13 protein-coding genes are annotated in these 12,274 nt (G+C 60.7%); 11 read left to right on the top strand and 2 right to left on the bottom strand.

What is annotated here, in order from left to right; translation table 11 throughout:
- Positions 1-61: 61 nt before the first annotated feature.
- Positions 62-223 (bottom strand): hypothetical protein, encoded by a 162-nt coding sequence (locus tag C6558_RS40280; RefSeq protein ID WP_164474911.1) that lies wholly within the window; start codon positions 221-223, stop codon positions 62-64.
- A 123-nt stretch (positions 224-346) separates the two neighbouring features.
- On the opposite strand from C6558_RS40280, the gene C6558_RS05850 reads away from it, so the two are divergent.
- The 6 genes from C6558_RS05850 (at position 347) to C6558_RS05825 (ending at position 5,976) form a co-directional block, all read left to right on the top strand.
- A complete protein-coding gene (locus C6558_RS05850; RefSeq protein ID WP_025430212.1) occupies positions 347-904 on the top strand; it encodes a cytochrome c oxidase subunit 3 in 558 nt (185 codons plus the stop codon).
- 5 nt (positions 905-909) lie between these two features.
- The gene (locus C6558_RS05845) at positions 910-1,188 is read left to right on the top strand and encodes a cytochrome C oxidase subunit IV family protein (protein WP_025430211.1); all 279 of its coding nucleotides are present in this window, start codon (positions 910-912) and stop codon (positions 1,186-1,188) included.
- A 172-nt stretch (positions 1,189-1,360) separates the two neighbouring features.
- Positions 1,361-1,813, top strand: coding sequence for a cytochrome c (locus C6558_RS05840; RefSeq protein ID WP_025430210.1), 453 nt, complete (start codon positions 1,361-1,363; stop codon positions 1,811-1,813).
- 24 nt (positions 1,814-1,837) lie between these two features.
- Positions 1,838-3,184, top strand: coding sequence for a nitric-oxide reductase large subunit (locus C6558_RS05835; protein WP_025430209.1), 1,347 nt, complete (start codon positions 1,838-1,840; stop codon positions 3,182-3,184).
- 67 nt (positions 3,185-3,251) lie between these two features.
- A complete protein-coding gene (locus C6558_RS05830) occupies positions 3,252-4,064 on the top strand; it encodes a CbbQ/NirQ/NorQ/GpvN family protein (RefSeq protein ID WP_025430208.1) in 813 nt (270 codons plus the stop codon).
- A 10-nt stretch (positions 4,065-4,074) separates the two neighbouring features.
- Positions 4,075-5,976 (top strand): nitric oxide reductase activation protein NorD, encoded by a 1,902-nt coding sequence (locus C6558_RS05825; RefSeq protein ID WP_025430207.1) that lies wholly within the window; start codon positions 4,075-4,077, stop codon positions 5,974-5,976.
- 69 nt (positions 5,977-6,045) lie between these two features.
- Here C6558_RS05825 and hemN read toward each other — a convergent pair whose 3' ends face one another.
- A complete protein-coding gene (hemN, locus tag C6558_RS05820; protein WP_057225852.1) occupies positions 6,046-7,398 on the bottom strand; it encodes an oxygen-independent coproporphyrinogen III oxidase in 1,353 nt (450 codons plus the stop codon).
- Positions 7,399-7,624: 226 nt separating this feature from the next.
- Between hemN and C6558_RS05815 the strand changes: the two genes are divergently transcribed.
- From C6558_RS05815 to C6558_RS05795, 5 genes are all read left to right on the top strand, one after another.
- Positions 7,625-7,915, top strand: coding sequence for a DUF2249 domain-containing protein (locus C6558_RS05815; RefSeq protein WP_025430205.1), 291 nt, complete (start codon positions 7,625-7,627; stop codon positions 7,913-7,915).
- 134 nt (positions 7,916-8,049) lie between these two features.
- Positions 8,050-9,414 (top strand): hypothetical protein, encoded by a 1,365-nt coding sequence (locus tag C6558_RS05810; protein ID WP_025430204.1) that lies wholly within the window; start codon positions 8,050-8,052, stop codon positions 9,412-9,414.
- A complete protein-coding gene (locus C6558_RS05805) occupies positions 9,411-9,947 on the top strand; it encodes a DUF2249 domain-containing protein (protein WP_025430203.1) in 537 nt (178 codons plus the stop codon). Before C6558_RS05810 ends, C6558_RS05805 begins: the two co-directional genes overlap by 4 nt.
- Complete coding sequence (locus tag C6558_RS05800) at positions 9,934-10,242, top strand: metal-sulfur cluster assembly factor (RefSeq protein ID WP_025430202.1); 309 nt, start codon at positions 9,934-9,936, stop codon at positions 10,240-10,242. The genes C6558_RS05805 and C6558_RS05800 overlap by 14 nt, the downstream gene beginning before the upstream one ends.
- A 382-nt stretch (positions 10,243-10,624) precedes the next feature.
- Positions 10,625-12,049: a DUF1254 domain-containing protein gene (locus tag C6558_RS05795; protein ID WP_371412242.1), complete on the top strand. Its 1,425-nt coding sequence runs from the start codon at positions 10,625-10,627 to the stop codon at positions 12,047-12,049.
- The last annotated feature ends 225 nt before the right edge of the window (positions 12,050-12,274 follow it).

Raw genomic sequence — 12,274 nt, 5'->3', positions numbered from 1 at the left:
GATCTTTGACATTTCGCAAACTGGATGGTGACCGCCTGGTGAGGAGACATCCGCGACATGGCTATTGCGACGGGTCGAGGAAGAGCACGACGGCGATCGCGACGGAAAACAGGATAGCCGACAGCGTTGCCGCACGCTGCAGGACCCCCATGCGATAGAGAAGGATGGCGAACCCGACAATGATCGGGGTTGCGACGGAAAGGCCGATTTGAGCATCTGTCATCGAAAAACTCCTGGAATGATCCTGCTGCTATCAGCCCAGTTGCCAGGCCTCTTTGCGTAATCGCAAAGACAGGTCATCCCCGCCTGCCTAGGTGTCGGCCGGTTCCGGCAAAGGAGTTGGCGCATGGACGGACGGGCACTCCCGGTTCAAGACGCAGACGAGAACGCATCCGCGGATGACCTTCTGCTTTGGGTGCTGGTGTGGAGCGAGTTGGCCGCCTTCGGCATCCTGCTCGTAGGTTTTCTCGTGGTCGGTGTCATCCAGGCGGACGCGTTTGCCGCCGCCCGTTCACATCTCAACCCGTTGCTCGCAGGTATCAATACGCTCGTTCTTCTGACCAGCGGCTGGCAGGCGGCTCTGGCGACGCGTCCGGCAGCTTCGACGCCGACGCGCCGGCGCGCGCTCGTTCTTGCCGCGCTCTTCGGTTTCGCCTTCGTCGCCATCAAGCTGTTCGAATATTCGACCGAAGTCGCCGTCGCCGGGTTGCCGAAGTTCGGCGCCTTCTTCGAGCTCTATTTCCTCATCACTGGCTTCCACCTGCTGCATGTCGCCTTCGGCAGCGTGATTCTGCTGTTGGTCGCCTGGCGCCCAAGCCCGGGAAACATCGCTCTGATCACCACGCTCTGGCACGTCATCGACCTTGTCTGGATCGTGATGTTCCCGATCATCTATCTCGCGTGAACGCCATGACCCATCACAATGCGCGCCGACTTCGCAATACCTTTGCCGTGCTGATCGCGATCGTGCTTTCGGGCATGGCCATCATGACGCTTTGCGGCGGCACGGCTTTCGTGATCGCGGCCCTGCTGGTGCTGGCGGTGATCAAATGCCGGCTTGTTGCCCTCGATTTCATGGGCCTTGGCCAGGCGCCGGCTGGCCTGCGGTTTGGCCTCTTGGCCTGGCCGATGATGCTTGCGCTTCTGGCCCTGGCCAAGCTTGCGATGGACGTGGTGCTATCCGCTTGAAACCACTCTCTGTCTTGTTTGCCAAAACGCAAAGAAGGCCCTTCGGAAATCCCTAGACATGGGTCGCGCCCCGACAGTTCGTCGGTGCCGCACGTCGCGGCGCCAAGCGGGGAGGGGATCAGATAAGCCGGCCACGGTGTTTGCGGCCGGCCGAAGTCGAAAGGATGACGTGATGGCAGAACGCCTCACCAAGACCGGGGCCCGAAACGTCTTTTACGGCGGGTCCTTTTTCTTTTTTGCAATCTTTGTCGGGCTTACCGCCCACAGTCACTACTACATGCGGACTGTCTCGACCGATGAGTCGACCCTGACGGACGCCGTCGCCCGCGGCAAGCACGTCTGGGAAAAGAACGCCTGTATCAACTGCCACACGCTTCTCGGTGAAGGCGCCTATTTCGCGCCCGAGCTCGGCAATGTCTGGAAACGCTGGGGCGGCGAGACCGATCCGGAAGGTGCGCGCGAGACAATGAAGGCCTGGATGGCGGCCCAGCCGAGCGGCATCGAAGGGCGCCGCCAGATGCCGCAGTTCAACCTGACCGAACAGGAACTCAACGACCTCGCCGATTTCCTGGAGTGGACGAGCCGCATCAAGACCCAGAACTGGCCGCCGAACGAGGCCGGCTAAGCGTTGCGATTGGAGTGTGAAATCATGAAATACCAGACCCAGAAGGTCGCAATGCTCTACTTCTACGGAGCAATCGGCCTGTTCCTCGCCCAGGTGCTGTTCGGCGTCCTTGCCGGCACCATCTACGTCCTTCCCAATACCTTGTCCGAACTGTTGCCTTTCAACATCGTTCGCATGGTGCACACCAACGCGCTCATCGTCTGGCTGCTGATGGGCTTCATGGGGGCCACTTATTATCTCCTGCCGGAAGAGGCGGAGACCGAGCTTTACAGCACGAAGATCGCAATCGCGCAGTTCTGGATCTTCCTGATCGCAGCTGCGATTGCCGTCGTCGGCTATCTCCTGCACATCCACGAAGGCCGAGAGTTTCTCGAACAACCCTTCGCGATCAAGGTCGGCATCGTCATCGTCGCTCTGATGTTCCTCTATAACATCACGTTGACGGTCCTTAAGGGCCGCAAGACGACCGTCACCAACATCCTGATCTTCGGGCTCTGGGGTGTGGCGATCTTCTTCCTCTTTGCCTTCTACAATCCGATCAATCTCGCGCTCGACAAGATGTACTGGTGGTACGTCGTTCATCTCTGGGTCGAAGGCGTCTGGGAACTGATCATGGCGTCGGTGCTCGCCTTCCTGATGATCAAGCTCAACGGCATCGACCGGGAAGTCGTCGAGAAGTGGCTCTATGTCATCGTCGGCCTGGCACTGTTTTCGGGCATCCTCGGCACTGGCCACCACTACTACTGGATCGGCGCGCCGGGCTACTGGCAGTGGATCGGTTCGCTGTTTTCGACGCTCGAGGTTGCGCCGTTCTTCACCATGGTGATCTTCACCTTCGTGATGACCTGGAAGGCCGGCCGCAAGCATCCGAACAGGGCGGCGCTGCTGTGGTCGATCGGCTGCTCGGTTATGGCCTTCTTCGGCGCCGGCGTCTGGGGCTTCCTGCACACGCTGTCGTCGGTGAACTACTACACCCACGGCACGCAGGTGACCGCCGCTCACGGGCACCTCGCCTTCTTCGGTGCCTATGTCATGCTCAACCTTGCGGTCATGGCCTATGCGATCCCCGAAATTCGCGGGCGGGCACCCTATAACCAGATGCTTTCGATGGTCAGCTTCTGGATCATGTGCACGGCCATGTCGGTGATGACCTTCGCGCTCACCTTCGCCGGTGTGCTGCAGGCCCACCTTCAGCGCGTGCTCGGTGAAAGCTACATGGACGTCCAGGACCAACTCGCTCTGTTCTACTGGATCCGCCTTGGCTCCGGCGTCTTCGTGCTGATCTCGGCATTGATGTTCGTCTGGGCAATCCTCGTCCCCGGCCGGGAACGCAGCAAGACGCTGAGCGCATCGATGCAGCCCGCAGAATGAATGAACGTGCCGGTCCGGGTTGCCCGGACCGGCCAATCTCCTTCCTCCTTTTTTACGGAGTCATGCCATGAGCATTGTTCAACCAAGCCTGGTACCGGTATCGATCGACATTCCGGCCTATAGCCCCTCCGGCAATGAATGCGCGCTGTTCGAGAATGCCTGGGTCCGGCAATTGCCGCTGCTGCTCAAGGGGCCGACCGGTTGCGGCAAGACGCGTTTCGTCAGCCATATGGCAGCAAAGCTCGGCCTGCCGCTTTCCACCGTCTCCTGCCATGACGATCTGGCCGCAGCGGATCTGACCGGACGCTACCTGTTGAAGGGCGGAGATACGATCTGGGTCGATGGCCCCCTGACGCGCGCCGTGCGTGAAGGCGGGATCTGCTACCTCGACGAGATCGTCGAGGCCCGCAAGGACGTCACCGTCGTGCTGCATCCGCTGACAGACGACCGCCGCATGTTGCCGCTGGAGCGGACCGGCGAATTGCTCGAAGCGCCTTCAGCGTTCATGCTGGTCGTCTCCTACAATCCCGGCTACCAGAACCTGCTCAAGAGCCTGAAGCCGAGCACCCGACAGCGCTTCGTCGCAATCGAGTTCGATTTCCTGCCACGCAACCAGGAGATCGAAGTGGTCTCCCGCGAGAGCGGACTGGCCGCAAGCCAGGTCGCGCCACTCGTCAACCTCGCTCAGCGCCTGCGCGCACTCAAAGGGCATGATCTCGAGGAGGGCGTCTCGACACGGCTGCTTGTCTATTGCGCCTGCCTGATCGATGCCGGAATGCCGATCAGGGACGCGGTGCGCGCTGCGATGATCGAGCCGCTGACCGACGAGCCGGACGTGCGGGCAGCCCTTCTCGAAGTCGCCGCCTCCTTGATCGCCTGAGGACAGGCCCATGCTGGATTTCCTAGAACTCGAAGAAACCGTCGGGCGCGCCTGGCACCGGTTCATTGGCAACACCGGCACCTGGCGACGTTATCCCGAGCAGGCTGTCAAACTGGCCGACATGATGCCGATGCTGGCGATCAGCTTTCGAGGACACGGCGGCGAGACCGCGGTCCAGATCGTCCCCGCACGCGGCCGCACGTCTGGCCACCGTCTGAAGTGGCGACAGAAAATGGGTCTCGGCGAGGAAAAGCTCGTTCAGCCTGGCCGGGATCACGCCTCGTTGATGCTGCCCGGCGAGATCGACATCTTTCCCGACCGGAAACTCAACATTGACCTCTATCTCTGGCTGGTCGCCTATATGGCGACCATGCCGCTTGCCCCGCGTGATGAGGCCGACCCGTTACAGGCCGACCTTACGTATCTGTCGCAGGCGCAGGAAACCGTGGCGGAGGTCTTTCAGCGATTTCCGGGCATGCGCCATAAATACTGCCGCCTGGCTGAAGCCGTTCTTATCGAGCGCCAGCGCGGTTCACTCCCGTCGGTAGAGCAGCATGTCGAAAACCGTGTCCTGCGGCTGTTGCGCAAGGCGGCCGGACAGCCGGATACGACTTTGCCGGCAATCTTCCCGCATCGCGCGCCGCCGGGATATTTGCCGCTGCTGCCGGTGCCGCTGTGGCCCGATACCTTGCTGCGACCCGAGACCATTACCGAACGCGATGACGATGTGGCGGCAACAGGTGCCGCCTCCAGCCAGATCGCCGAGACCGAACGGCACGTGGCCGTCAGGGAAAACCCGGAGAACCGCAAGGGCGATCGTAGCCCCTTCATCCTCAACCGCTTCGAAAAAATTCTGGCGATGGCCGAGATGGTCAATGTCGACCGGCCATCCGACGACAGCGACGAACACGACAACAAGGCCGCACAGGATCTTGACGAGATGACGCTTGGCGAGCGGAAGGGCCGCCCGTCTGCGCGTTTTCGCTTCGATCTCGACCTGCCGCCGGAAGCCGTCGACCCGACGCCGCTGACATCAGAACTGACCTATCCCGAATGGAACTACAGGACGTCGAGCTATCTGAAAGACCATTGCCGGGTGCTGGCCAGCCCAGCCTCGGGCATGGAGGACCGGGCTGAACTCACACCGGAAACCAGGAGCCTGATCCGGCGGGTACGGCGCCAGTTCGAAGTGCTGCGTCCGCGCAACGAGATCCTGCGCGCGCAGATCGACGGCGCCGATCTCGATCTCGATGCCGTGGTGCGGGCTCGCACCGATCTGGCGGCCGGCGGGCAGGGGAGCGATCGCATCCATCTGATGAGCCGCCCGCAGGTTCACGACCTCGCCGTCACCATCCTGGTCGACGTCTCGCTTTCAACCGATGCCTGGTCCGACAATCGCCGGGTGCTGGACGTCGAAAAGGAGGCGCTGCTCATTCTCGCCCATGGCCTTTCGGCCTGCGGCGACAATCATTCGATCCTCACTTTCACCTCGCGGCGGTGCGACTGGGTGAAAGTGGAAAGCGTCAAAGCTTTCGACGAGCCGATGAGCCCGCTGGTCGAATCCCGTATCGCCGCATTGAAGCCGGGATATTACACCCGCATCGGTGCGGCTATCCGCCATGCCACATCAGAGCTCCAGAGGCAGCCCAACCGCAAGAAGCTGCTTTTGGTCCTGACCGACGGCAAGCCGAACGACGTCGATCACTATGAGGGACGCTTCGCGCTGGAGGACAGCCGCAGGGCGGTGATGGAAGCGCGCCGAAGCGGCATCAGCGCTTTTGCCGTCACCGTCGACCGGGAGGCGCGGTCCTATGTGCCTGCCATGTTCGGCCAGAACGGTTATGCGCTGGTCGGCAATATCGCCCGGCTGCCGGCGGCATTGCCGGCGATCTACCGAAGCCTGGCGGGATAGAACGGTCAGGTACAACGCGAAAAGGCCCGGTCTCGACCGGGCCTTTTCGTGTTTGTGGTCAGCCGAGGTTCAGGCCGCCTTGCTGTGCGTGCGTGGCGCGTCGTCGATATAGGCATCGAATGCTGCGGCCACGGCGCGGATCACGAAGCGATGATCCTGACTTACCGTTATGACGCCGTCGGCGATATCCAGCACGCCGTCATTGGCCATCGTCGTCAGCCGTGCATTGCCACCGAGAAGGACGTTCGGGTCGCGTCCGTGTGCGGTGGCGATTGCCTTGATGTCGACCGTGAAGTCGCACATCAGTCTCTCGATGATCGCGGCACGCAGGCGATCCTCATCGGTCAAACGATATCCCTTGGTCGTTGCCAGCCGTCCAGACGCGATGTGGCTTGCATAAAGTCCTGGGGGAACCTCGTTCTGCACGTAGCCGGCTTGTGACCGGCCGATTGCCGAGGCGCCGAAACCGATCAGCGTTTCACAATTGTCCGTGGTATAGCCCTGAAAATTCCGCCGAAGCGTGCCAGAGGATTGCGCGAGCACGAGATCGTCGTCGGGCAGGGCGAAGTGGTCGAGCCCGATCTGGCGGTAACCCGCTTCGCAGAGCGCCTCGCTGATGGCGAGCGCCTGATCGGTGCGCGCCGAAGCGTCGGGCAGAACGTTCTCGTCGATCATGCGCTGGTGTTTCTTGAACGACGGCACATGCGCGTAGCCGAAGACGGCGAAGCGCTCCGGCCGCATCGCCACTGCCGCCTGGACCGTCTCGACGCAGGAGCGAACCGTCTGGTGCGGCAATCCATAGATCAGGTCGAAATTGATTCCGGTGACACCGGCTTTGCGAAGATGCGCCACTGCATCCGCCGTCTGCTGTTCTGTCTGAATGCGGTTGATCGCCTTCTGGACGACCGGGTCGAAGCTCTGTACGCCGAGGCTGGCGCGTCCAACGCCCCCTTCGCCAAGCGCTTGCGCCATGGCTGCGGTCAGGCGTCGGGGATCGATTTCGACAGCCACGCCTGTCTTTTGACCAAACAGGTAGCGTTCGCGCAGGAGGGCCATCAGGGAAAGGAACTCTTCCGGCTCGATGATCGTCGGCGTCCCGCCGCCGAAATGGACCTCGCCGATCGGCAGCGGCGCGGACACATGATCGGCCACCATGCCGATCTCCTGCCTCAGCACGTTGAGGTAATCGAGGATCGGTTCGTCCTGCCGGGTAATCGTGGTGTGGCAACCGCAATACCAGCACATCGATCGACAGAAGGGGATGTGCAGATAAAGAGACACATCCCGATCTTCGGGAACCGCGCCGAGCCAATCGGCGTAGGTCGTGCGATCGACACCGGCGGAAAAACGCGGTGCGGTCGGGTAGCTGGTGTAGCGCGGCAAGCGCATCTCGGCATATTTCAAAAGGGCGGTGGACTGCATGGCGGTTCCTATCGGCTTGTCGAAACAATCGATCCGTTTCTAGGCCGCGTGCCCCCGTCGTTCTTTGCGAAATGCCAAGTAACCGACCATGAAGGCGCAAAGCGGGATTTGTTTGCGCTTCGACAAAATGTCGCGTTGCCGTCGGCATTAGCCTTTGCAAATCCGGGCCGTTTGCGCCGGCGTTTCCCGGAAGCTGAGGCAACAACGGCGCCCTGAACGGACTGAGATGACCACTGCAGAAACAGAAACCAAGCCCTTCATCGACGTGCGCACCATCCCGCCGGTGGAGCGCCATCCGAAGATCTTCGGCATGCTCAATGCGCTGGCCGAGGGCGGCTCCTTCATCATCGTCAACGACCATGATCCGCGTCCGCTGCACTATCAGTTGGAAAGCCGCTACCCCGGCGAATTTACCTGGGATTACCTCGAGCAGGGACCGGATGTCTGGCGGGTCGAGATCGGCCGGCAACAGGCCTCCGGCTGCGATTGCTGCTGCGGCAGCAGCAGCGGCCACTGATACGAGTGTCCCGGCTAGGGCGTTTCCAGTTTAGGCGTAGCCGCAGGAACGCTCTATCTCTTTGTGTTTACGCATTTCCGGCCGGAAAGCCGCTTCGCACTTTCCTGGAAATGCGCTCTTCTGGATGAACCGCGATGTTCGGTGCCACGCTTTCCCGCTGGACGATGTCCTATTTCGCGGCTGCGCTGATCTTTCTTGCCATCGGCGAGATCATGATGGTCCTCGGCTTCGGATATCCGGTTTCATCCATCGAGGCCCCTGAGACGCTGGCGCTCGTCCATACCATTGCGCTCGGATGGCTCAGCCTCTTGATGGCGGGGGCCCTGCTGCAGTTCGTGCCTGTTCTCGTTGGTCGGCCGCTTTCGCTTCCCCACCTGGCTCTTCCGGCTCTGGTGCTGCTGGTTGTCGGCATAACCAGCCTGGTGCTTGGTTTTGCCAGCCTCGCAGGCGCCAACAGCCTTTCACCGCTCCTTCTGCCGTTCGGGGCGACTGTGACGATCGCCGGTTTCGGCCTGCTCATCATCATCTTTGCATCGACGCTTTGGCAGGCGCGACCGCTGCCCTTGCCCGCGCGGTTCGTCGCCGTTGGTCTTGGCTCGCTGGTCATGACCTTCTTTCTCGGTGGCATCTACGCATTCGTCCTTGCCGGACTTGCCGATGCGCCGGCCGCGATCGATCTGACGCTCGAAGGTGTTTCGCTCCATGCCACGTTGGGGCTGGGCGGCTGGCTGAGTTTTACGACCATGGGGGTCAGCTACCGTCTTTTGACCATGTTCATGCTGTCGCCGGACCGCGAACGGCATAGTAGCAGGATCGTCTGGGCGCTGGGTGCTGTTGCCCTCGGAATGATCGTCTGCATTGTGCCGATGATCCTTTCCGGTTCGGACGGGCGGACGCCCCTTCTCGTCGGTGCGGCGCTCGCCGGTGTGATCGCCATTGGAATTTACATGGCGGACATCGTGCGGATCTACCGCGAGCGCAAACGCAAGCTCATCGAATTGAACAGCCGCGCCGGCATCGGCGCTTTCGTGGCGCTGATAGTCGCGACCGTGTTCTTCGTAGCTTTGATCGTCAGCGGCCAAATCGAAGAAGGCGTGGGCGCGCTTGTCTATCTCGTCACTTTTGGCTGGCTGACGGGCATGGGGTTGGCGCAGCTTTACAAGATCGTTCCCTTCATCACCTGGCTCGAATGCTACGGCGCGCTGCTTGGACGCATGCCGACGCCGCGCGTTCAGGATCTGGTCGTCGAAACGCGTGCGACGTTCTGGTTTCGCCTCTACTATCTCACCGTGATCGTTGCCTCGACAGCGCTCTATTTCGACAACGCATTGCTGTTTCAGGCGAGCAGCTTTGGCCAGTTGATTGCGGTCAATGCGTTGCTTTGGGAATTCGTGGCAACACGAAGGCTCAGCAACGTGCCCAGTAATCTTCGGCTTCCTGGCGGCTTCGCCCGTCCGCATCTCTTCTTCCCATCGTTTCAGTCACGGAGACAACCATGACCAAAGACCCCATCGAGCTCGACGTCCGGCCGCTTCTCAAGAGCGGTAGCGATCCGTTCCAGGCCATCATGCGCGCCGTCGACGGTCTGGCACCCGGACAACCGCTCAAACTGATTGCAACGTTCAGGCCGGTGCCGCTTTTCAGCGTCATGGCCGGCCGCGGCTTTGCCCACCAGGACCAGCCGCTCGGCAACGGCGACTGGGAGGTTCTATTCACGCCGGAGGAACAGGTCGATGAGATCAGGGTCTCCGCCGGCGACACGGATCTGGACGCATGGCCGGATCCCGCGCGCCAGCTCGATCTGACGGATCTGGACCCGCCCGAGCCGATGGTTCGCATCCTCGCCGTGGTGGAAAAGATGCAGGCCGGCGAGGTGCTTTTCGCACTTCTCGCGCGCGAGCCGCTGTTTCTCTACCCCGAACTAGCCAAACGCGGTCACAAATGGGCCGGGAACTTCGACGCGGCGGGCGAGACCTATCGCATCCTGATCCGCGTCGGTGGACAGAAGGGGGACGAAAATGCAGCCGACTGAACGCGAAGAGCTGGTCGAAAGCATTCGCAGCGCCCTGCGGATGATCGTCGATCCGGAAATGGGGTCCAATGTCGTGGATCTCGGTTTGATCTACGACATTGCTGTCCAGGATGGCGGCATCGTCCGCGTAACGATGACCACGACGATAAAGGCCTGCCCCGCCACGGCCTTTCTCAAGGAAGCCGTGCAGAACTGCGTCTGGTACGTTCCCGGCGTCGAATATGCCGAAGTGCGGCTGACCTACGAGCCGCCATGGACCCCGGAAATGATGCGCGAGGCATCTGCCAGGTATTAGGTCGTGGACGTGTAAACTTGCACGCATGTAGCGTGCTGGTGCGCACTGTGCTGTCAATCATCTGAACCACAGCACCGTTCAGGTTCGAGATCGCTCTCAGGATATGATCCCAGACAGGCTCGCGTTCAATGTCGCCTTGAGTCCGTATGCGGTTGCCCGATCCGCAAGTGAATGAACGAGGGACCCGTCCAAATGAAATCTGTGTGCGATTATGTCGAGATTTGCTGCAACACTTGCTCATCGGGAGGTTGCAGCTAATGTCGCTCCGACAACGTCCAGGAGAGTGTGCATGGTCAGGTTCAATCGATTGCCAGCGCTGGCGCTGTTTTCGCTCGTCTCAGCGACGTCCGTTGCCGCGCAGGACCATTTCGGGCCCAAATTCATGGCCGATGTCCCAGCGAGCATCCAGACGCCGGATACCGTGGAAACTCGCATCGGAACCCTGAAGTTCTCGGACGGTCTTCCCGATCAAGAGACGGTGCAGAAGGTTTATGACAACATCGACTTTTCAAGGGGCGTCGAAGCGTTTCTATCGGGAATGCCAGCCGCATCTGTCTACGCACTGTGCCAGGGCCTGGAGGACGTCGGGGCCGCGAAAAACAAGGGCATCGGCATTACGGAAAATCTTATGGACGCGCGTTCATTGTTTCTGACCGCGAATACGACAACCGTCTACGTCTTTTTCTGCGTTGATCTTACGAACGGACCAGTCGTCGCGGAGGTACCTCCAGGCGTCCTCGGACCCGTCGACGACGCATACTTCCGCTACGTCACCGATGTGGGCCTCATCGGACCCGACCGCGGTAAAGGTGGGAAATATCTTTTCGTGCCACCAGACTATTCCGGCGAGTTGCCTGCTGAAGGCTACTTTGCCACCAAGTCGCCGACCAACACAAACCTGATTCTCTACCGCGCCTTCGTAAAGGACGGCGACATCGCTGCGGCAGTCAGGAGCGTGAAGGACCATGCGCGTGTCTATCCGCTGTCGGCGGGCAAGGAGCCGCCGGAAACCACCTTTATCAACATCTCCGGCAAGCAGATGAATACGGTCCATGCCAATGACTTCCATTTCTACGAGGAGCTGAACAGCGTCATCCAGACCGAGCCGGGCGATGCATTCGATCCCGAAATTGTCGGCCTGTTCGCATCTATTGGCATCAAGAAGGGCAAGCCGTTCGCGCCTGATGCCCGCATGAGGGCAATCCTCACCGAGGCTGTTGCGGTCGGCAATGCGACGGCCCGGTCCATGGTCTTTGCTCCCCGCGATGAACGCGCGAAATTTTACCCCGACCGTCAATGGAACAATGGCTTCATCGGCAACAGCTATCAGTTCCTGAACGACGGCGAACGCATGCTCGACGCGCGCACGATGTTCCACTACGCGGCGACGGGGATCACACCTGCGATGGCAGATGCGAAGCCCGGCACCGGCTCAGCCTACGCGTTTGCGGTCAGGGACTCGACCGGAACCTATCTCGACGGCAGCAAGACATACAAAATCACCTTGCCTGCCCCCGTTCCGGTCGGACAGTTCTGGTCGTTCACGGTCTATGACAATCAGACCAGATCAATGCTGGAGACTGACCAGAAGCTCGCAGGCATCGACAGCAACCAGCCGGGCATCAAGAAGAACGAGGACGGTTCGGTGACAGTCTGGTTCTCTCCAGAGGCTCCGTCGGGACAAGAGGGAAACTGGGTTCAAACCATACCTGGCAAGGGCTGGAATTCGCTGTTGCGGCTGTATGCTCCATTGGAGCCATGGTTCGACAAGAGTTGGAAGCCAGGCGACTTCGAGAAGGTTGATTGAACACGCGCCGCGGGTTCCGGATGTTTTGCATACGGTCCGACACCCGACCCGCTGGGAAGTCATCGAAGAAATGAACCACAGGCACTGCATGAGTGCTAGATTTCTTGCGTCTGCCGCCGTGGCAAGTGTTTCTGCCCCCATCGTTTTTTTTAGCGCAGCCAATGACCGGTTATTGGCTGCGCTAGCGATTTTCGAGAGGTTCGCCTCACGCGCGCTGTCGGAGGC

It is taken from the genome of Ensifer sp. NM-2, assembly GCF_003024455.1.
GTDB lineage: Bacteria > Pseudomonadota > Alphaproteobacteria > Rhizobiales > Rhizobiaceae > Ensifer > Ensifer canadensis.
Note: the sequence above shows the minus strand (reverse complement) of the source record. Positions and strands in the feature narration are given on the sequence as shown.

What these genes read in the sequence shown, in the direction of transcription:
- C6558_RS40280 (WP_164474911.1), bottom strand. Translation starts at nt 223, where the DNA reads ATGACAGATGCTCAAATCGGCCTTTCCGTCGCAACCCCGATCATTGTC.
- C6558_RS05850 (WP_025430212.1), top strand. Translation starts at nt 347, where the DNA reads ATGGACGGACGGGCACTCCCGGTTCAAGACGCAGACGAGAACGCATCC.
- C6558_RS05845 (WP_025430211.1), top strand. Translation starts at nt 910, where the DNA reads ATGACCCATCACAATGCGCGCCGACTTCGCAATACCTTTGCCGTGCTG.
- C6558_RS05840 (WP_025430210.1), top strand. Translation starts at nt 1,361, where the DNA reads ATGGCAGAACGCCTCACCAAGACCGGGGCCCGAAACGTCTTTTACGGC.
- C6558_RS05835 (WP_025430209.1), top strand. Translation starts at nt 1,838, where the DNA reads ATGAAATACCAGACCCAGAAGGTCGCAATGCTCTACTTCTACGGAGCA.
- C6558_RS05830 (WP_025430208.1), top strand. Translation starts at nt 3,252, where the DNA reads ATGAGCATTGTTCAACCAAGCCTGGTACCGGTATCGATCGACATTCCG.
- C6558_RS05825 (WP_025430207.1), top strand. Translation starts at nt 4,075, where the DNA reads ATGCTGGATTTCCTAGAACTCGAAGAAACCGTCGGGCGCGCCTGGCAC.
- hemN (WP_057225852.1), bottom strand. Translation starts at nt 7,398, where the DNA reads ATGCAGTCCACCGCCCTTTTGAAATATGCCGAGATGCGCTTGCCGCGC.
- C6558_RS05815 (WP_025430205.1), top strand. Translation starts at nt 7,625, where the DNA reads ATGACCACTGCAGAAACAGAAACCAAGCCCTTCATCGACGTGCGCACC.
- C6558_RS05810 (WP_025430204.1), top strand. Translation starts at nt 8,050, where the DNA reads ATGTTCGGTGCCACGCTTTCCCGCTGGACGATGTCCTATTTCGCGGCT.
- C6558_RS05805 (WP_025430203.1), top strand. Translation starts at nt 9,411, where the DNA reads ATGACCAAAGACCCCATCGAGCTCGACGTCCGGCCGCTTCTCAAGAGC.
- C6558_RS05800 (WP_025430202.1), top strand. Translation starts at nt 9,934, where the DNA reads ATGCAGCCGACTGAACGCGAAGAGCTGGTCGAAAGCATTCGCAGCGCC.
- C6558_RS05795 (WP_371412242.1), top strand. Translation starts at nt 10,625, where the DNA reads ATGGCCGATGTCCCAGCGAGCATCCAGACGCCGGATACCGTGGAAACT.